This is a genomic window from Nocardia sp. NPDC003482 (genome assembly GCF_053588115.1).
In genome coordinates this window covers 35,615-53,616 of sequence record NZ_JBSFPI010000008.1, presented here as the reverse complement: position 1 = coordinate 53,616, position 18,002 = coordinate 35,615, and the positions used below count along the sequence as shown (strand labels likewise).

The following is an 18,002-nucleotide window of genomic DNA, read 5'->3' as shown; positions in this document are numbered from 1 at the left end:
ATAACTAGAGTTCCTTACATGCAGTCCGATGATCAGTGGGCCCAGCCCTCCGCGCACACCGGCCCGCCCGGCTGGAATCCCGTAACCGGTATGGCCGGTTGGGATCCGCGGGTCGGACCGCCGGGTTGGGCTCCGCAGCAGCCGTATTCGCCGCCGCCGACGCCGACCTACCAGCCCACTCGCGGCCTGTCGCCGTTCGGGTTGCCCGCGCGGCACAGCTGGGAGATCCCGCTGTTGGTGATCGTGATCATCGCCACGGCGCTGGCCTATCTGCTCTGTGTGGCGCTGTTGCTGTTCGGCTACTTCGACCAGTACGTGGTGCTGTTGATCCTGGCCCCGCTGCTTTTGTGGTTCGGGCGCGGCGTGAACTACTCGACGCAGCGGCTGAACGCGGTGAAGATGTCGCCCACCCAGTTCCCCGAGGGCTTCCGGATGGTCGAGGAGGCGGCGGCGCGGTTCGGGATGGCCAAGGTGCCCGACGCGTACGTGCTGCTGGGCAACGGGGCGATCAACGCGTTCGCCTCCGGGCACGGGTTCCGGCGCTACGTGGTGGTTTATTCCGATCTGTTCGAGGTCGGCGGGGCGGCCCGCGATCCGGACGCGCTGGCGTTCATCATCGGCCACGAGGTCGGGCACATCGCGGCGGGGCACGTATCGTACTGGCGGCAGTTGGGCATGTTCCTCGTGCCGTTCCTGCCGCTGCTGGGCGACGCATTGATCCGCGCGCAGGAGTACACCGCCGACAACCACGGCTACTGCAACCGCCCGCAGGGCGCGCCCGGCGCGATGAAGGTGCTGGCGGGCGGCAAATACCTCAACGCGCTCGTCGACTTCGACGAGATGGCCGACCGCGCCCCGCGGGAGAAGGGCTTCTTCATCTGGGTGGTCAACGCCGTGTCCAACCATCCCGTGTTGACCTGGCGGATGTGGGCGCTGCGCGACCGCAGCAGGCACGGCCGAATGTTCCTGCGCCCGAATCCGCCTCCGCCACAAGCGTATTCGGGCTATCCCCCGGCCGGGGGCTATCCGCCGCCGGGACAGTACGGTGAGGTCCCCGGCCTCCCCCGCGATCCGGGGCCGTACGGGGAGTACCCCGCACAGCCCGGGGATCGCGGGCCGTACGGGTAGCACCAGGACCAGGGGACGCACGCGGAGTACCCCGCACAGCCTGGAGATCGACGGCCATACGGGTAGCACCGGGACCAGAGGCTGCACGCGGACGGACGGCCCCGGGACCAGGAGAGCTGAGGCCCAGCGCCCGAACCGTCAGTCGAAGACCGGGTCTTCGGTGCGGGTGCGCTTGAGTTCGAAGAAGTGCGGGTAGGCGGCGAGGGCGACCGCGGCGTCCCACAGCTTGCCCGCCTGCTCGCCGCGCGGGATGCGCGAGAGCACCGGGCCGAAGAAGGCGACGTCGTTGATGTGGATGGTCGGGGTGCCGACATCCTTGCCGACCTTGTCCATTCCGGCGTGGTGGCTGCGGCGCAACTCCTCGTCGTAGTCGCCGCTGTCGGCGGCCTTCGCCAGCTCGGCGGGCAGGCCGACCTCGGCGAGCGAGTCGGCGATCACCGCGGCCAGCGACGCGGCGCGGTCCTCGCGCTCGTACTCGGCGCGGCGGTTGTGGATGCGGGTGCCCATCGCGGTGTAGAGCGGGGCCAGCACCTTGTCGCCGTGCTCGCGGGCGGCGGCGATGGCCACCCGGACGGGCCCCCAGCCGGTGCGCAGCAGCTCCTGGTACTGCTCGGGCAGATTCTCGCGATCCTCGTTGAGCACCGACAGGCTCATGACATGGAAGCGGGCCTCGATGTCGCGCACCTGCTCCACCTCCAGGATCCAGCGGGAGGTGATCCAGCACCACGGGCACAGCGGATCGAACCAGAAGTCCACACGGTCCTTGGCACCGGTGTTGTTGTCGGTCACGTCGACGTCCTCTCGGGCAGCTCGGGTTCTCCGGCGGCGCGCACGCCACCGTCGTTCGGGACAACGATCCGAACGCGCGGATACTTCCCGGGCGGCGCAGTAGGGTCGGAGGCGACCTGGTTGCCGTCCTACGGAGGTTCGCCATGACCACAGATTCCAGGTTCGTCGTCGTGGGCGGCGGGCTGGCCGCGGCCAAGCTCGCGGAAGCGTTGCGCGCCAACGATTTCGACGGAACGATCACGCTGATCGGCGCGGAGGAACGGCTGCCCTACGAGCGCCCGCCGCTGTCGAAGCAACATCTCCAGGGCAAGCAGGCGCTGACCGACTTCACGGTCGACACGCCCGAATGGTATCGCGACCATCGCGTCGATCTGCTGCTCGGCAGCACCGTCACCGCCGTCGACCGGACCACGAAAACCGTTGCGCTGCCGGATGGTTCGACGCTGCCCTACGACAAGCTGGCGCTGGCCACCGGTTCGCGCCCGCGGCGGCCGCCGCTGCCCGGGGCGGACGCGGCCGGTGTGCACGTGCTGCGCACGATCGACGATTCCGACGCCCTGATCGAGCTGTTCGGTTCGGCGCGGCGACTGGCGATCATCGGCGCGGGCTGGATCGGGCTCGAGGTCGCCGCGTCCGCCCGCGCCGCCGGACTCGAGGTGACCGTCGTCGAGACCGCGCCGGTGCCGTTGCACGCCGCGCTCGGCGACGAGATGGGCGCGGTGTTCGCCGACCTGCACCGCGAGCACGGCGTCGATCTGCGCTGCGGCACCCAGGTCGCCGAGATCGTCACCGCCGACGGCCGGGCCACGGGGGTGCGCCTCGCCGACGACACGGTGCTCGCGGCGGACGCGGTGCTGCTGGCCGTCGGGGCGCGCCCCAATGTCGAACTGGCCGCGGACGCCGGGCTCGCGGTGGACGGCGGTGTGCTGGTGGACGAGAGCCTGGCGACCAGCGATCCGGACATCGTGGCCGTGGGTGACATCGCCGCGCACCAGCATCCCGTGCTCGGCCGTCGAATTCGCGTGGAGCACTGGGCGAACGCGCTCAATCAGCCCGCGGTCGCCGCGCTGACCATGCTCGGCCGCGACGCGGTCTACGACCGGCTGCCGTACTTCTTCACCGATCAGTACGACCTGGGCATGGAGTACACCGGCCACGTCGCCCCCGATCAGGACGCGCGCGTGGTGGTCCGCGGCGATCTCGGCGCGCGCGAATTCGTCGCGTTCTGGCTGACCCCCGACAATCGCGTGCTGGCGGGGATGAACGTGAACGTGTGGGATGTGACCGACCGGATCAAGGAGCTGATCCTGACGCAGCGTCCGATCGATCCCGCTCGGCTGACCGACACCTCGGAAGACCTGTAACCGAATGAAATACATGCTGCTCAAGTCCTACGACCCGGCCGCGGGCACCGGCCCGGAGTGGACGCCGGAGGAGATTCGCGCGCACATCGAGTTCCAGCGTGTCCTCGGCGAGGAGCTGCGCCGCTCGGGTGAACTCGTCGACGCCCAGGGCCTGGCCTTCCCGGATCAGGCCCGCATCGTCCGCTCCGACGGCAGATCCGCCCCGGTGGTGACCGACGGCCCCTTCCCGGAGTCCAAGGAATTCCTCGCGGGCTACTGGATCGTGGACGTGGACACCCCCGAACGCGCCCTCGAGATCGCCGCCCGCGCCTCGGCCGCACCGGGCCCGGGCGGCGAGCCGATCGCGGAGGCCATCGAGGTGCGACAGGTGATGAGCGCCCCGGCCGGGGATCTGTGAACGAAATCGCCCTGCTGCTACGGGAATTGGCGCCCGCGACCGTGGGTGCGCTCACCCGGCGGTTCGGCGATTTCGACGCCGCCGAGGACGCCGTGCAGGAGGCGATGCTGGCCGCGGCGACGCAGTGGCCGCGGGAGGGGCTGCCGGACGATCCGCGGGCGTGGCTGACGCGTGTGGCCCAGCGGCGGCTCGTCGACGATGTGCGGTCGGAGATCGCGCGGCGGGCCCGGGAGGACGCGGTGGCCGTGCGGGAGGTGCGGGCACCGATCGACGCGGCGCGCGATCGCGACGACACCCTGACGCTGTTCCTGCTGTGCTGCCATCCGGTCCTCTCCCCCGCCGCCGCGATCGCGCTGACCCTGCGCGCGGTCGGCGGCCTCACCACCGAGGAGATCGCCCGCGCCTTCCTGGTCCCGGAATCGACCATGGGCCAACGCATCTCGCGCGCCAAGAAACGCCTCGCCGCCCTGGACCGGCCGTTCGCGGACGCCGACGCCGCCCCCGAACGCCTCGCCGCGGTGCTGCACGTGCTCTACGTGATGTTCGCCGAGGGCCACACCGCCACCACGGGCGACAGTCTCTACCGCACCGATCTGTCGGCGGAGGCCATCCGCCTGACCCGCGTCGCCCACCGCCTGCTGCCCGACGATCCCGAGGTGACGGGCCTGCTGGCCCTGATGCTGCTCACCGACGCGCGCCGCGCCGCCCGCACCGGCCCGGCGGGCGAACTCGTCCCCCTCGCCGACCAGGACCGCACCCGCTGGGACCGCGCCCGGCTCACCGAGGGCCTGCGCCTGGCGACCGAGGCGATCGCCCACGGCCTGGACGGCCCCTACCGCCTCCAGGCCGCCATCGCGGCCGTGCACGCCGAGGCGGACCGCGCCGAGAACACCGACTGGTCCCGAATCCTGTTGCTGTACAACATCTTCGACCGGATCGCCGCCAACCCCATGGTCACCCTCAATCGCGCGGTCGCCGTCGCCATGGTCCACGGCCCGCGCGCGGGCCTGGAACTGCTCGCTACCCTCGACGATCGGCTCCCCGACCATCACCGCCTCGCCGCCGTTCGCGGCCATCTGCACGAGATGGCGGGCGAGACGGACGCCGCCATCGCCTGCTACACCGCCGCCGCCCATCGCACGGCCAGCACCCCCGAGCGCGACTACCTGTTGTTGCGCGCGGCCCGGTTGCGCACCGAATAGCACGACCGTCGAATTCGCGGCCCCTGCGGGCACAGCTCGACAAGAGTCGACACCAACCAGTTCCGCTGCGGCCGTTCCGCTTTCGAGGGGGCAGGAGCTAAGCCCAGGCGTGCCCGGTGATCAACTCGTAGGCTTCTCGATACTTGGCCCGGGTTGCCTCGACGATATCGGCGGGAATCTCCGGGCCCGGGGGTTCCTTGTCCCAGCCGGTAGCCGTGGCCCAGTCGCGGACGAACTGTTTGTCGAACGAGCGCTGCGTGCGCCCCGGCTCCCATTCGGCGGCGGGCCAGTAGCGCGAGGAGTCGCTGGTGAGCACCTCGTCGGCGAGCGTGATCTCGCCCGCGTGCCAACCGAATTCGAGTTTGGTGTCGGCGATGATCACCCCGCGTTCGGCGGCGTAGGCCGCGCCGCGCGTGTAGACGGCGAGGGTGAGTTCACGCAGCCGCTCGGCGACCTCCGCGCCCTCCTGCCGGACCACGTCCTCGAAGGTGATCGGCTCGTCGTGGCCCTCGGACGCCTTGGTGGTCGGGGTGAAGATCGGTTCGGGCAGCTTGTCGCCCTCGCGCAGCCCGGGCGGCAGCGCGATCCCCGACACCGAGCCGGTGCGCTGATACTCCTTCAGTCCGGAGCCGGACAGGTAGCCGCGCGCGATGCATTCGACCTGAATCATCTTCAGCGGCCGGACCCGAACCGCGCGCCCGGCGAACTCGGCGGGGATGTCGGTGGTGGACACCACGTGATTGGGCACGTCGGCGAAGAACTCGAACCACCAGTTCGACAGCTGGGTCAGCAGCGCGCCCTTGTCCGGAATCGGCGTCGGCAGCACCACGTCGTACACCGACACCCGGTCCGAGGCGACCAGCAGCAGCGAATCGCCGTCCTCGTACAGGTCGCGCACCTTGCCCGCGTGGATGTGCCGCACCAATCCTCCTCTGTCCGTGCCGACGTCTCACCCTACCGATCGGCGATGTGCGGATATGCGCGCGCCCGAACCACGGGGTTGATGGCATTGTGGGATGCGTTGCGTCCGGAATCCGATCAGCGAAGGAGCTTCCTTGTCCGCACCGAATCTCACCCGGGAGCAGGCGATCGCCCGGGCCGCGACCGTCCGCGTGGAGAACTATCGCGTCGAACTCGACCTCACCGAGCCGGACACCTTCTTCTCGCGGTCCATCGCCACCTTCACCGCCACCCCGGGCGCGGAGACCTTCGTCGACATCGTCGGCCGCGGCGTGCGCTCGGCGACGCTGAACGGCGAACCGCTGGACGTGAGCGGCTACGACGAGGCCGAGGGGCTGCGCCTGACCGGCCTGGCCGAACGCAACGAACTCGTCGTCGAGGCCGACTGCGAGTACTCGCACACCGGGGAGGGCCTGCACCGCTTCGTCGATCCCGCCGACGACAAGGTCTACCTGTACTCGCAGTTCGAAACCGCCGACGCCAAGCGGATGTTCGCCTGCTTCGACCAGCCCGATCTGAAGGCCACCTACGACGTGGTGGTCACCGCGCCGCAGGACTGGGAGGTCATCTCCAACGGCGCGTGCATCGAGACCCGCCAGCTCGGCACGGTCGTCGAGCACACCTTCGCCACCACGCCGCGGATGAGCACCTACCTGGTCGCGCTGATCGCGGGGCCGTACGCCAAGTGGACCGACATCTATTCCGACGAGCACGGCGACATCCCGCTGGGCATCTACTGCCGCGCGTCGCTGGCCGAGCACATGGACGCCGAGCGATTGTTCACCGAGACCAAGCAGGGTTTCGGGTTCTACCACCGCAACTTCGGCGTGCCCTACGCGTTCGGCAAGTACGACCAGCTGTTCGTGCCCGAGTTCAACGCGGGCGCGATGGAGAACGCCGGGGCGGTCACCTTCCTCGAGGACTACGTGTTCCGCTCCAAGGTGACCCGCGCCTCCTACGAGCGCCGCTGCGAGACCGTGCTGCACGAGATGGCGCACATGTGGTTCGGCGATCTGGTGACCATGAAGTGGTGGGACGATCTGTGGCTCAACGAGTCCTTCGCCACCTTCGCGTCGGTGCTGTGCCAGGCGCAGGCCACCGAATACACCAGCGCCTGGACCACATTCGCGAATGTCGAGAAGTCGTGGGCCTACCGGCAGGACCAATTGCCGTCCACCCATCCGATCGCCGCCGACATCCCCGACCTGGCCGCGGTGGAGGTGAACTTCGACGGGATCACCTACGCCAAGGGCGCGTCGGTGCTCAAACAGCTGGTGGCGTATGTGGGGCTGGAGCCGTTCCTGGCGGGGCTGCGCGACTACTTCGCCGCGCACGCCTACGGCAACGCGACCTTCGACGATCTGGTGGGCGCGCTCGAGAAGTCCTCCGGCCGTGACCTTTCCACGTGGGGCGCGCAGTGGCTGAAGACGACCGGCCTGAACATCCTGCGGCCCGACTTCGAGGTGGCGGACGGCAAGTTCACCCGCTTCGCGGTCGTCCAGGAGGGCGCGACCCCCGGCGCGGGCGAGCGTCGCGTGCACCGGCTGGCGATCGGCGTGTACGACGACCGGGACGGAAAGCTGGTGCGTACCAAGCGGATCGAGCTCGACCTCGACGCCGCCGAGCGCACCGAGGTGCCGGAGCTGGTCGGCGTCGAGCGCGGCAAGCTGGTGCTGATCAACGACGACGATCTCACCTACTGCTCGGCGCGGCTGGATCCGGAGTCCCTCGACACCGTCGTGGCGCGCATCGCCGATATCGCCGAATCGCTGCCGCGCACGCTGTGCTGGTCGGCGGCGTGGGAGATGACCCGCCAGGCCGAGCTGCGAGCGCGCGATTTCGTGGCGCTGGTTCAGCGGGGTGTCGGCGCGGAATCAGAAATCGGTGTGGTGCAACGGCTTCTGTTGCAGGCGCAGACCGCGCTGGGCAGCTACGCCGATCCGGACTGGGCCGCCGGGACGGGCTGGCCGCGCTTCGCCGATCGGCTGCTCGAGCTCGCCCGCGAGGCGGAGCCCGGCTCGGATCATCAACTGGCGTTCGTCAATTCGCTGACCGGGGCGCTGCTGTCGCCGTGGCATCTCGAGGTGCTGCGCGAACTGCTCGACGGCGATCCCGCCAAGGTCGGGCTGCCCGGCCTGGTCGTCGACACCGATCTGCGCTGGCGCATCGTGCAGGCGCTGGCCGCGGGCGGCGAGATCGACTCCGACGGCGTCGAAACCCCGTTCATCGACGCCGAATTGGAGCGCGACCCCACCGCCGCGGGTCGTCGTCAGGCCGCCGCGGCCGCCGCCGCCCGGCCCATCGCCGCGGTGAAGGACCAGGCGTGGGAGACGGTCGTCAACGACGACTCGATTCCCAACATCACCGCCCGCGCCATCGTCGGCGGGTTCTCCCCCGTCGGCCAGTCCCACCTGTTGAGCGGTTTCACCGAACGCTACTTCGCCGACATTCCCGCGGTCTGGGAACGCCGCTCCAGCGAGGTAGCCCAGACGGTCGTCGTCGGTCTCTACCCGCACTGGGCCATCTCCACCGAGGCCCTCGCCGTCGCCGACAAATTCCTCGACCAGGACCATCCCCCGGCCCTGCGCCGCCTGGTGGTCGAGGGGAAGGCCGGTATCGAAAGGTCCTTGCGCGCACGGGCTTTCGACGCGGAGTAGCCCTCACCCCACCGCGATCAGCACGCTCGCGCCCAGCGCCGAGGCCAGCCCGACCAGCTGGCTTCGGCGCAGGCGTTCGTTCAGGACGGTCACGCCGAGCGCCACGGGGACGACGGGATACAGCGAGGAGAGCACGACCGCGACCGCGAGGTACTGGGTGCGGGCGGCGAACAGGTAGGCGACGAGCGCGGCGGCCGCGAGTACCCCGGAGGATAACGCCGCGACCCTGGGCCGGGTGAGCGAGCGTCGCGTGGGACGGCCGCCGAGCGCCAGCCCCCCGGAGGCCAACGCGGCGGGGCGGGTGAGTGATTGTCGCGCGGGACGGCCGCCGAGCACCATGGCCACCAGCCACCCGGAGGCCGACGCGGCGACCCCGGGGCGAGTGACCGAGCGTCGCGCGGGACGGCGGCCGAGCACCATGGCCACCAGCCCGCCGGAGGCCGACGTGGGGACCCCGGGCCGGGTGGGCGATCGTCGCACGGGACGGCGGCCGAGCGCGACGGCGATGGCGCCGACGAGCAGCACCGCCGCGGCGCGCCCGGCGGTGACCGGCCAGATCCCCGACGCCGAATCCGCTTGTGCCAGAGCGAGATACTGCACGGCGATGCCGACGCCCGCGAGCAGTCCGTCCCCGATCGCCGCGCCGACGACCGGGCCGCCCGAGAAGCCACCGGCCACGAGCCAGAGCGCCGGGAGGGCCAGCACGATGCCCGCCCACGCCAGCGCGGGCGGGTGCTGACCGAGGACCGCGGTTCCGACGACGACGGGCAGGGCGACACCCCCGACCGCGCTGATCGGCACGACCACCGACAGGGCGCCGCGGCCGATACCGCGGAACAGGAACGTCATCGCGATCCCGGTGCCGACGCCGGACAGCGTGCCCCACAACAGATCTCGCGCGGCGGGCGCGCCGGAGGTCACGAGCGGCGCGGCGACGATCGTCACGAGCAGGCCGCCGAGTTGGCCGAGCAGCGCGCTGCGCGCGAATCCGATGCGCCGGGAGGCGATCCCGCCGACGAAGTCCGAGACGCCGTAGCTCAGGGCGGAGAGCAAGGCCAGGATGGTACCCATTCGCGATCACTCCCGCCCGTCTCGTTCGGCCTGCCCGACCGGGCAGACGGCGTTGTCGGTGCAGCAGGCCCGATCGCACAAGCGGCACAGTCTGTTCGAGTCACCGGCCGTGCCGTGCAGTCGGGTGAGCAGCTTGGTCGTCAATCCGGTCAACTCCCTTCGCTCCCTCTCGTCGAGCCCGGAAACCAAGTCCCGCAAGGCTTCCGCGCGGGCCGTGAGAATGCACTCGGCCGCTCGCCGACCCGCCTCGGTCAACTCCACGCCCACGACCCGCCCACCCGCCCGCGTTCTGCGGACCAGCCCGGCCCGTTCCAGCCCGTCGACCATCCGCACCGCCGCCGATTGCGTCACCCCGACATGGCGACCTACCTCGCTCACGCCGATGCCGGGGGCGGTCATCAGGACCACCAGGGCGCTCGCCCCGCTCGGGCTGACCGCCTTCACCTCGCGGATTCGGGTGAGCATGAGGTCGTTGACCGCTAGGACGGTCGCGCCGAGGAGATTGGCCAGGCGGGTTTCATGCATGAGTCATGCATACCCACCGGAGCTCGGGGCAATCGTGGCGTCGCGGCCCGTTCGGTCGCGGTCCTGGCGTCCATGGTCGCGGTGGCATGTAAGGCGTAGTGGCCCAGGCACGGGGTTTGGATGGCGTCGCGGGCGCGTGGCGAGTGAGCACCCAAGACTGGCGGGATTGCTGCGGTCGCCGATGACGGGGCGGTGCCGTCGTGCCCGCGACCGCCGCTAGCTCGCTGCTGTGGGCAGATCTGCTGTGGGCAGCGTGGGGCGCGATCGGGCGTATTCCTGGGGCAGGCTCGGAACATGGCTCAGGACAACAACACTCCGCTGTTCGGCTGGCGGGCGCGGGAGCAGCTGCTGGCGCGGCGCATCGTGGTGCTCGACGGTCCGCTCGACGACGACAACGGCACCCTGCTGATGACCCAGATCCTCACGCTGGCGGCCGAGGATCCGCAGGCGGGGGTCTCGCTGTGGATTCATTCGCCCGGCGGGTCGGTGCCATCGATGCTGGCGATCCGCGACACCATGCGGCTGGTGCCGTGCGAGGTGTCGACGCTGGCGCTCGGAACCGCGTACAGCGCGGGGCAATTCCTGCTCTCGTCGGGGACGAAGGGGCGGCGGTACGCGCTGCCGCACGCGCGGGTGCTCATGCATCAGGGATCGGCGGGGATCGGCGGCAGCGCGGGCGAGGTCGAGATCCAGGCCGACGATCTGCGTCACACCATCCAGACGGTGCTCGGCCTCATCGCCGAGGACACCGGTCAGCCCTACGAACGGGTCTACGAGGATTCGCTGCACGACCGCTACTTCACCGCGCAGCAGGCGCTGGAGTACGGCTTCATCGACAAGATCGTCGACTCGTTCGGTCAGGTCATTCCGCAACGGCAGAAGGTGGGCATCTCGTGACCAGCTACACCATCCCCAATGTCATCGCCCAGCATCCGCGCGGCGAGCGCATCATGGACGTCTACTCGCACCTGCTCACCGAGCGCATCGTCTACCTGGGCACCCCCATCGATTCCGGCGTCGCCAACGCCCTCATCGCCCAGCTCCTGCACCTCGACGCCGACAGCCCCGGCCAGGAGATCAACCTCTACATCAACTGCGAGGGCGGCGACCTCTCGGCCATGCTCGCCATCTACGACACCATGCAACACGTCTCGTCCCCCGTGGCCACCACCTGCGTGGGCCAGGCCATAGCCGTCGGCGGCGTCCTCCTCGCCGCCGGAGCCCCCGGCCACCGCTCGGTCCTCCCCCACGCCCGCGTCGTCCTCCACCAGCCCGCCGCCCGAGGCCAGGGCACCATCCCCGACCTCATCCTCCAAGCCGACGAACTGGTCCGCATGCGAGCCGAGATCGAATCCATCCTCGCCCACCACACCGGCCAATCCGTGGAAACCCTCCGCCACGACACCGACCGCGACCGAGTCTTCACCGCCCAAGCCGCCATCGACTACGGCCTCGTAGACAAGGTCCTAGGCGCCCGCCCCTAACCCCAGGTATACGAACCCAGCCGCACCCTTTGTTGGAATCCGCACCCGTTTCAGGGCCCTGCAAGGGGTGCGGATCCGAATAAAGGGTGCGGCTGGAGTTGCCGAACCTGGGGGGCCCGGCCGTTTTTGGGGTCGTCCTGTTTGGGTGGTCAGGCGGCCAGGAGGGTGGGGGTGGCGGTGCGGTGGGGGGCCGTCGGGCGGAGGAGGGCGGCGGTGCGGTGGTGGCGGAGGTCGGTGGCCACCTGTTCGGTGAGGTTCGCGAGGGTGGTGCCGAGGGCTCCGGCGAGGGCGGCGATCATCTCGCTCGACGGTTCCTTGCGGCCGCGTTCGATCTCGGAGAGGTATTGGGGGGAAATGCCTGCGCGCGCGGCGGTTTCGGCGAGGGTCTCGTCGTGGTCGCGGCGGAGGGCGCGAAGGCGGCGGCCGAGTACCTCGCGCCAGAGGGGTTCGCGCACCGGCTCGTCCTCGCGCCCGCCGGAAATGGAGTGCAGTCTGGGATGCTCGGCCATGGTATGAGCCTACGGTCCGGAACCGTTGGGCTGCCCTGTGATTACGCTCAGGGCGTACAAAGGGGCGCGATTTCGGTGTACGGCAGGCGCTTCGAGGTCGATTTCGGGCACTACTGTCGCCTGTATCCACGGCCGCTCCGACGACCACGCCAGCGCTACCACGGCCCCTCACCCACTTCGAGGATGCCGAGCCTGCCTCCGTGAGCGATACCCGGCTCTCCAACGCCCCGCAGCCGCTTCGGAACCGAAGCGGCTGCGTCGAACGCCAGAGCCGAGCGTCAGTTGGGGCGGCCGATGGCTGCGGCCATTACTCGTACCGCGGAGACGAGGCCGTCGATGAGTTCTCCCTGGCGCAGGGAGGCGAGTGCCGCTGTGACGCCGAGTTGGCAGACGCGGTCGTTGACCCGGTCGGCGACGTCGCGGCCCGAGCGGACCTCGACGGCGTGCTCGTTGGGGGAGACGGCGATGAGGACCGAGTGGGCGGCCTCGGGGGTCGAGGGGAACAGGGCGTCGACGCCGGCGGCGGGGTCCGCGCCCAGGTCGCCGATGTAGATGTTGAAGCGGACCTTGGTGCTGCGGGTGGCCTCGGTGAGCGTGTTGTCCATCAGCAGGCGTTCGCGGTCGTTGAACGGCGCCTCCTTGAACACGTCGCCCGCCTCGTGCACGCCGGAGACGCGACCGCTGCTGGTCACCGCGTATCCGTGCGGCAGGTCGGCCTCGACCACCGCGGGCCAATTAGAACTTGCCACTTGCCCGGCCTCCGATCAGATTCGCCTCGGCGGATTCGATTGCGGCATGACTGCCGTGCGAGGTATGCCCGTGACCCGTCGCGGTCACCTCGTCGGTCGCACTCCACAGCACCGGCTCGGAGGTCCACTTGTCACCGAGGTTGTAGTGGACCGGCTTCTCGCCGGGCAGCGGCTTGCCGAGAAACGACAATCCGGCGATCACCGCGTAGATCACCAGCGGGATGCCGACAAAGATCAGCACTGTCTCGAGAATGCTCACGACCCAACGGTAGACGATGCGTCCGACGGCGCAATCCACCGGTGAGCCCACCGCGATCACGGGTGGGTTTCGATCACACCAGCCAGGCCGCGGCGTTCGCGGGCAGCCGCCCGTCCGCGAGGGGCGCGCTCGCCAGCAACAGCTCACCCGACGGCAGCGGAACCGGCTCGGCGCTCGCGTTGAGAACGCACACCAGCCCACCCCGCTCGAAGACCAGGCAGTCCGCCGGACCGTCCCGCCACACCAAATCCTGGACCGCGAATTCGCTTCGCCGCGAACGCAATACGAGCGCGGAACGATACAGCGACAACGTCGAATCCGGTCGCTCCGACTGGGCCCGCACGGTCAACTCGGCCCACTCCGGCGGAATCGGCAGCCACGATCGCCCGGTCGTGAACCCGAACGGCGGCCGGTCCCCCTCCCACGGAATCGGCACCCGGCAGCCGTCGCGCCCGCGCTCGGTGTGCCCGGACCGCTCCCACACCGGATCCCGCAGCACCTCCTCGGGCAGATCGTCGACATTCGGCAGACCCAGCTCCGACCCGTTGTAGAGGAACACCGCGCCGGGCAGCGCCAGCTCCAGCAGGATCATCGCCCGCGCCCGCGCCACGCCGACCGGGCCGCCGCCGTAGCGGGTGACCTCGCGTTCGACGTCGTGATTGGACAGGGTCCAGGTCGCGCTCGCCCCCACCCAGGTCACCGCCTGAATGGAATTGTCTATGGCGGAACGGATCTCGGCCGCGTCGAAGCCGGTCTCGGCGAGTTTGAAGTTGAAGGCCAGATGCAGTTCGTCGGGCCGCACGTATTCGCCGAACCGCACGTTGTCGTTGACCCACACCTCCCCGATCGTCACCGCCTCGGGATACTCGTCCATCACCTTGCGGATCCGCCGGTGGATGTCGTGCACGCCGGGATTGTTGAAGCGGTAGTCGTCGTCCTCGAGATGGAACATGCCGGTCGGCACGGGATCCATATCCGGCAGGCCGGGCGGTTTGGCCATGCCGTGCGCGACGTCGATGCGGAAACCGTCGATGCCGCGCTCGAGCCAGAACCGCAGCGTCCGCTCGAAATCCGCGGCGACCTCCGGATTGTCCCAGTTCAGATCGGGTTGTTCGCGGGCGAAGGTGTGCAGGTACCACTGCCCGGGGCGGCCGTCGGATTCGGTGACGCGGGTCCACGCCGGGCCGCCGAAGATGCTGGGCCAATTGTTCGGCGGCTCCGAACCGTCCGGCCCGCGCCCGTCGCGGAAGAAGTAGCGCGCCCGCTCGGCGCTGCCCGGCCCCGCGGCCAGCGCCGCGGCGAACCACGGGTGCTGGTCGCTGGTGTGGTTGGGCACCAGATCCATCGTGACCCGGATGCCGCGCCGATGCGCCTCGGCGATCACCTCGCGCAGGGTGTCGATGTCACCGAAGAGGGGATCGATGTCGCGCGGATCGCTGACGTCGTAACCGCCGTCGGCCATCGGGGACCGCGTGATCGGGCAGATCCACAGCGCGTCCACGCCGAGCGCCTCGAGATAACCGAGCCGATCGCGCAGACCGCCGAGATCGCCCACGCCGTCACCGTCGGAGTCGGCGAAGGATCGGGGATACACCTGATAGAAGACCGCCGATCGCCACCACGGGTCGACGGGAGAGCCGCCGGAGGAAGGTGTCACGAAATCCCATAGTGCCAAAGATTTCCGCGGGCTTCCCGCCGAGCGAGCGGGCGTAGCGGTGTGCGGACAACCGGTCGCGGAACGCGGATGAGTTCGAAACGGCCTGCGCCGCAAGCGAATCGGTTCGACAACCTCAGAACGGAGCGTTCATGAGTGAGTTGGCCGCCATCTCCAGATAATCCAGCAACGCCTTGCGATGCTCGTCGTCGAGCACCTCCGGCTCGAGCTCGGCCACCGCGATGCGCATGCAGCGCAACCACGCGTCCCGCTCGATCGGCCCGATGGTGAACGGCATGTGCCGCATCCGCAACCGCGGATGCCCCCGCTCGTCCGAGTACGTCCGCGGCCCACCCCAGTACTGCTCGAGGAACATGCGCAGCCGTCGCTCCGCGGGCCCCAGATCCTCCTCCGGATACAGCGGCCGCAGCACCTCGTCGTTCGCCACCTCCCGGTAGAAGGCGCTCACCAGCCGCCGGAACGTCTCCGCCCCGCCGACCGCCTCGTAGAACGACGTCACCGCCTGCTCACCCGAACTCATCGACCCTCGAATCTTCCGCTCGTCCGCTCATCCCGCTCCATTGTGCCCGGCGTGCTCGGGCGACCTCATTCTCCCGCCCGCCGGGGCGGATGGGAGCGATGTGCGCGGGCGGAACACATACCACCCCCGGGTGTAACCACTCGTTCACGAACACCACAGACGGAATGTGTCAAATCAGCTGGCAAAGGCGACGGTTCCATGGTCAACTGAGTGGCAGTGTCTGCCCAGATACCACACGAACCGGACCATACGAATTCGGGGTTCCCATGAAGCAGCGGCACGGCGCCCGGCCACACGAGGCGAGAACACACCGACAACTCCAGCCCGCCGACGTCCACAATCGTGGGTCGGGGGCTACTCCGCTGCATGTCGTAACAGAGAATCACAGTTATCCGGGTGCGCCCGCGCACCGAACCACCGAAACCCCGCCGAGCTCCGCCCCCTGGGTCAAGCGCCGGGTGTTGCTTCTGAACGCCACCTACGAGCCGCTGACCGCCCTGTCCGCGCGTCGCGCCGTCATCCTGCTGATCTGCGACAAGGCCGATCCCGTCCACCACAATCCCGAGGGTCCCGTGGTCCACTCGGCCGGTGCGTCGGTCGCCCTGCCGTCGGTGATCCGCCTGCGCAACTACGTCCGCGTCCCCTACCGCGCCCGCGTGCCCATGACCCGCGCCGCGCTGATGCACCGGGACCGATATCGCTGCGCGTACTGCGGCGGCAAGGCCGAGACCATCGATCATGTGATCCCGCGCAGCCGCGGCGGCGCGCATTCGTGGGAGAACTGCGTCGCCTCCTGCGCCCCCTGCAACCATCGCAAGGCCGACAAGCTGCTCAGCGAGATCGGGTGGACGCTGCGGCAGCCCTTGGTCTCGCCGAAGGGGCCGCATTGGCGGTTGCTGTCGACGACGGCGGATCTGGATCCGGTGTGGTTGCAGTATCTGGGTGAGGGTGCCGCGTAGGTTTCCCGAAAGACGCTGCGCGGCAACGATTCTCACTCCGCCGCGGAACCGGGAACGATCGCCGCGGTGCTCAGCGATCTCGAAAGAGAGCACTGCTCTTGACAAGGGGTGGGTCGCTGACGCATGCTTTGAGCACACCGAGAGCAGTGCTCTCAAAGCAGAAGGAGTCACCCAGATGTCCGAGTTGCACGTCGTCACCGGAGCCGGTCCCGTCGGAACGACCGTCGCCGAGCAGTTGGCCGCCGCGGGCAAGCAGGTTCGGATCCTGACCCGCTCGGGCAGCGGTCCCGACCATCCGCTGATCGAGCGCCGTCGCGTGGATGTCACCCGCGCCGATCAATTGACCTCGGCCGCCGAGGGCGCGGTGGCGATCTATCACTGCACGCACGGCTCGCGCTACGCGGCGAAGGCGTGGTGGGCGGAGCTGCCCGCGACCGAGCAGAACGTGCTCGCGGTAGCGAATCGGGTCGGCGCGGTGGTGGTCTTCCCCGAGAGCCTGTATTCCTACGGTCCGGTCGACGGCCCGATGACCGAGAACACGCCCCGCACAGCCGATTTCGGTAAGCCCGCCGTCCGCGTGGCGCTGCTGCGCGCCCGCGACGAGTCGTCGACCCCGACCGTGAGCGTGGCAGCCTCCGACTTCATCGGGCCGCACGTGCGGATGTCGCACGCGGGCGAGCGCATGATCCCGAACATCCTGCGCGGCAAGGCGGTTCAGGTCTTCGGCCGTTCCGATGTGCCGCATTCGTTCACGTTCATGCCGGACCTCGCCGCGGCGATGATCAAGGCCGCCGCCGACCCGACGCTGTGGAATTCGTTCCTGCACGCCCCGACCGCCCCCGCGGTGACGATCCGGGACCTGGTCGCCGCCCTGTCCGCCGCCGCCGGTGTGCCGAGCCCGCGCGTGCTCGCCCTGCCGACGTGGACACTGCGCGCGGCCGGTCTGATGAACGAGATGATGCGCGAACTGGCCGAGATGAACTACCAGTTCGAGCGCCCCTTCATCCTCGACTCGACCGCGAGCGAGGCGCGGCTGGGCCTGCGTCCGACGCCGATTCCCGAGGTGGCCGCTCAGACCGTGGCCTGGTGGAAATCCGTTGTCGCGCAGACGGAACCGATCTCCGGTCAGCCGTACTCGCTGGCCTGAATTCCCCACGTGCCCGGCTCCAGGGCCTTGAACGTGTGCGGCTGGTCGCCCGGATAACGAATGTAGTCGCCGGGACGCAATTCGACCGGATCGTCGGACGGTCCGACCAGCGCGCGGCCCGCGGCGAGAATGACGTGCTCGATCTCACCGCGCAGATGCGGATCGGACTGCCGGGGCTGGCCGGGTTCGGCGGCGACCAGATAGATGTCCCGCCGCACATTGGGCGGGCAGGCGGCCAGCAGCGTCGCGTGATAGTTCGCCTGCGCCGAGGCCAGCACCGGCCCCTCCCCCGCCCGGATCACCTGCACCTGCGGACGCGGCGGATCCAGCAGTCGCGAGAACGGAATGCCCAGCGCCACACACAAGGCCCACAGGGTTTCGATACTCGGATTGCCGGTGCCCGATTCCAGTTGCGACAGTGTGGATTTCGCCACCCCGGCGCGCTTGGCGACCTCGGTCAGCGACAGCCCTGAACGCGTGCGCTCCCGGCGCAACGCGGCCGCGATGGCCTCCTGCGGTGGCGCGGACCGCGCGCCGTCGTGCTCGGTCATAGTGAAATCAGACAGTACCCGTGCGAGGCGTCGGCCTCGTTGACGAACCCCCGCGG

Annotated in this window: 19 protein-coding genes; 9 read left to right on the top strand and 10 right to left on the bottom strand. The window is 69.6% G+C overall.

The genetic code is table 11. The features are described from left to right. Positions 1-18 precede the first annotated feature (18 nt). The gene (locus tag ACWDSJ_RS14135; RefSeq protein ID WP_450032075.1) at positions 19-1,128 is read left to right on the top strand and encodes a M48 family metallopeptidase; all 1,110 of its coding nucleotides are present in this window, start codon (positions 19-21) and stop codon (positions 1,126-1,128) included. 138 nt (positions 1,129-1,266) lie between these two features. Here the strand turns inward: ACWDSJ_RS14135 and ACWDSJ_RS14130 are convergent, their stop codons facing one another. Beyond that, complete coding sequence (locus tag ACWDSJ_RS14130) at positions 1,267-1,917, bottom strand: mycothiol-dependent nitroreductase Rv2466c family protein (protein ID WP_450032073.1); 651 nt, start codon at positions 1,915-1,917, stop codon at positions 1,267-1,269. 143 nt (positions 1,918-2,060) lie between these two features. Here ACWDSJ_RS14130 and ACWDSJ_RS14125 point away from each other — a divergent pair, with 143 nt between their 5' ends. The 3 genes from ACWDSJ_RS14125 to ACWDSJ_RS14115 are packed head-to-tail and all read left to right on the top strand — an operon-like array spanning position 2,061 to position 4,880. Continuing rightward, on the top strand, positions 2,061-3,281 hold the full coding sequence (locus ACWDSJ_RS14125) for an NAD(P)/FAD-dependent oxidoreductase (protein WP_450032072.1): 1,221 nt from the start codon (positions 2,061-2,063) through the stop codon (positions 3,279-3,281). A gap of 4 nt (positions 3,282-3,285) precedes the next feature. Then, positions 3,286-3,678: a YciI family protein gene (locus ACWDSJ_RS14120; protein WP_450032070.1), complete on the top strand. Its 393-nt coding sequence runs from the start codon at positions 3,286-3,288 to the stop codon at positions 3,676-3,678. Next, entirely contained in the window at positions 3,675-4,880 is a 1,206-nt protein-coding gene (locus tag ACWDSJ_RS14115) for an RNA polymerase sigma factor (protein WP_450032068.1), read from the top strand. Before ACWDSJ_RS14120 ends, ACWDSJ_RS14115 begins: the two co-directional genes overlap by 4 nt. Before the next feature lie 97 nt (positions 4,881-4,977). Here the strand turns inward: ACWDSJ_RS14115 and ACWDSJ_RS14110 are convergent, their stop codons facing one another. Beyond that, positions 4,978-5,802, bottom strand: a complete 825-nt coding sequence (locus ACWDSJ_RS14110; RefSeq protein WP_450032066.1) for a phosphoribosylaminoimidazolesuccinocarboxamide synthase — start codon at positions 5,800-5,802, stop codon at positions 4,978-4,980. 133 nt (positions 5,803-5,935) lie between these two features. On the opposite strand from ACWDSJ_RS14110, the gene pepN reads away from it, so the two are divergent. Continuing rightward, positions 5,936-8,497 carry an aminopeptidase N gene (pepN, locus tag ACWDSJ_RS14105; protein WP_450032064.1) on the top strand — a complete coding sequence of 854 codons (2,562 nt, stop codon included), beginning with the start codon at positions 5,936-5,938 and terminating at the stop codon, positions 8,495-8,497. 3 nt (positions 8,498-8,500) lie between these two features. Here the strand turns inward: pepN and ACWDSJ_RS14100 are convergent, their stop codons facing one another. Then, positions 8,501-9,568, bottom strand: a complete 1,068-nt coding sequence (locus tag ACWDSJ_RS14100) for an EamA family transporter (RefSeq protein ID WP_450032062.1) — start codon at positions 9,566-9,568, stop codon at positions 8,501-8,503. A gap of 6 nt (positions 9,569-9,574) precedes the next feature. Continuing rightward, the gene (locus tag ACWDSJ_RS14095; protein ID WP_450032060.1) at positions 9,575-10,093 is read right to left on the bottom strand and encodes a MarR family winged helix-turn-helix transcriptional regulator; all 519 of its coding nucleotides are present in this window, start codon (positions 10,091-10,093) and stop codon (positions 9,575-9,577) included. A gap of 294 nt (positions 10,094-10,387) precedes the next feature. Between ACWDSJ_RS14095 and ACWDSJ_RS14090 the strand changes: the two genes are divergently transcribed. Then, positions 10,388-10,990 carry a ClpP family protease gene (locus ACWDSJ_RS14090; protein ID WP_387367271.1) on the top strand — a complete coding sequence of 201 codons (603 nt, stop codon included), beginning with the start codon at positions 10,388-10,390 and terminating at the stop codon, positions 10,988-10,990. Continuing rightward, on the top strand, positions 10,987-11,577 hold the full coding sequence (locus ACWDSJ_RS14085) for a ClpP family protease (protein WP_387367274.1): 591 nt from the start codon (positions 10,987-10,989) through the stop codon (positions 11,575-11,577). The genes ACWDSJ_RS14090 and ACWDSJ_RS14085 overlap by 4 nt, the downstream gene beginning before the upstream one ends. 149 nt (positions 11,578-11,726) lie before the next feature. Here ACWDSJ_RS14085 and ACWDSJ_RS14080 read toward each other — a convergent pair whose 3' ends face one another. The 5 genes from ACWDSJ_RS14080 to ACWDSJ_RS14060 all read right to left on the bottom strand — a co-directional run bounded on the left by ACWDSJ_RS14080 (position 11,727) and on the right by ACWDSJ_RS14060 (position 15,289). Then, the gene (locus ACWDSJ_RS14080; protein WP_450032058.1) at positions 11,727-12,086 is read right to left on the bottom strand and encodes a helix-turn-helix domain-containing protein; all 360 of its coding nucleotides are present in this window, start codon (positions 12,084-12,086) and stop codon (positions 11,727-11,729) included. A gap of 278 nt (positions 12,087-12,364) precedes the next feature. Beyond that, a complete protein-coding gene (locus tag ACWDSJ_RS14075; protein WP_450032056.1) occupies positions 12,365-12,835 on the bottom strand; it encodes a DUF5130 domain-containing protein in 471 nt (156 codons plus the stop codon). Continuing rightward, the gene (gene ctaJ, locus ACWDSJ_RS14070) at positions 12,822-13,094 is read right to left on the bottom strand and encodes an aa3-type cytochrome oxidase subunit CtaJ (RefSeq protein WP_387367283.1); all 273 of its coding nucleotides are present in this window, start codon (positions 13,092-13,094) and stop codon (positions 12,822-12,824) included. The genes ACWDSJ_RS14075 and ctaJ overlap by 14 nt, the downstream gene beginning before the upstream one ends. Before the next feature lie 73 nt (positions 13,095-13,167). After that, positions 13,168-14,751, bottom strand: coding sequence for a glycoside hydrolase family 13 protein (locus tag ACWDSJ_RS14065; RefSeq protein WP_450032054.1), 1,584 nt, complete (start codon positions 14,749-14,751; stop codon positions 13,168-13,170). A 133-nt stretch (positions 14,752-14,884) separates the two neighbouring features. Continuing rightward, a complete protein-coding gene (locus ACWDSJ_RS14060) occupies positions 14,885-15,289 on the bottom strand; it encodes a globin (protein WP_387367289.1) in 405 nt (134 codons plus the stop codon). A gap of 266 nt (positions 15,290-15,555) precedes the next feature. Between ACWDSJ_RS14060 and ACWDSJ_RS14055 the strand changes: the two genes are divergently transcribed. Then, positions 15,556-16,248 carry an HNH endonuclease gene (locus tag ACWDSJ_RS14055; protein WP_450032052.1) on the top strand — a complete coding sequence of 231 codons (693 nt, stop codon included), beginning with the start codon at positions 15,556-15,558 and terminating at the stop codon, positions 16,246-16,248. A 175-nt stretch (positions 16,249-16,423) separates the two neighbouring features. Beyond that, positions 16,424-17,395: an NAD-dependent epimerase/dehydratase family protein gene (locus ACWDSJ_RS14050; RefSeq protein ID WP_450032050.1), complete on the top strand. Its 972-nt coding sequence runs from the start codon at positions 16,424-16,426 to the stop codon at positions 17,393-17,395. Here ACWDSJ_RS14050 and ACWDSJ_RS14045 read toward each other — a convergent pair. Then, positions 17,374-17,946 (bottom strand): helix-turn-helix domain-containing protein, encoded by a 573-nt coding sequence (locus tag ACWDSJ_RS14045; RefSeq protein ID WP_387367298.1) that lies wholly within the window; start codon positions 17,944-17,946, stop codon positions 17,374-17,376. The genes ACWDSJ_RS14050 and ACWDSJ_RS14045 overlap by 22 nt on opposite strands. Positions 17,947-18,002 lie beyond the last annotated feature (56 nt).

What these genes read in the sequence shown, in the direction of transcription:
- ACWDSJ_RS14135 (WP_450032075.1), top strand. Translation starts at nt 19, where the DNA reads ATGCAGTCCGATGATCAGTGGGCCCAGCCCTCCGCGCACACCGGCCCG.
- ACWDSJ_RS14125 (WP_450032072.1), top strand. Translation starts at nt 2,061, where the DNA reads ATGACCACAGATTCCAGGTTCGTCGTCGTGGGCGGCGGGCTGGCCGCG.
- ACWDSJ_RS14120 (WP_450032070.1), top strand. Translation starts at nt 3,286, where the DNA reads ATGAAATACATGCTGCTCAAGTCCTACGACCCGGCCGCGGGCACCGGC.
- ACWDSJ_RS14100 (WP_450032062.1), bottom strand. Translation starts at nt 9,568, where the DNA reads ATGGGTACCATCCTGGCCTTGCTCTCCGCCCTGAGCTACGGCGTCTCG.
- ACWDSJ_RS14095 (WP_450032060.1), bottom strand. Translation starts at nt 10,093, where the DNA reads ATGCATGAAACCCGCCTGGCCAATCTCCTCGGCGCGACCGTCCTAGCG.
- ACWDSJ_RS14090 (WP_387367271.1), top strand. Translation starts at nt 10,388, where the DNA reads ATGGCTCAGGACAACAACACTCCGCTGTTCGGCTGGCGGGCGCGGGAG.
- ACWDSJ_RS14080 (WP_450032058.1), bottom strand. Translation starts at nt 12,086, where the DNA reads ATGGCCGAGCATCCCAGACTGCACTCCATTTCCGGCGGGCGCGAGGAC.
- ACWDSJ_RS14060 (WP_387367289.1), bottom strand. Translation starts at nt 15,289, where the DNA reads ATGAGTTCGGGTGAGCAGGCGGTGACGTCGTTCTACGAGGCGGTCGGC.
- ACWDSJ_RS14055 (WP_450032052.1), top strand. Translation starts at nt 15,556, where the DNA reads ATGAAGCAGCGGCACGGCGCCCGGCCACACGAGGCGAGAACACACCGA.
- ACWDSJ_RS14050 (WP_450032050.1), top strand. Translation starts at nt 16,424, where the DNA reads ATGTCCGAGTTGCACGTCGTCACCGGAGCCGGTCCCGTCGGAACGACC.
- ACWDSJ_RS14045 (WP_387367298.1), bottom strand. Translation starts at nt 17,946, where the DNA reads ATGACCGAGCACGACGGCGCGCGGTCCGCGCCACCGCAGGAGGCCATC.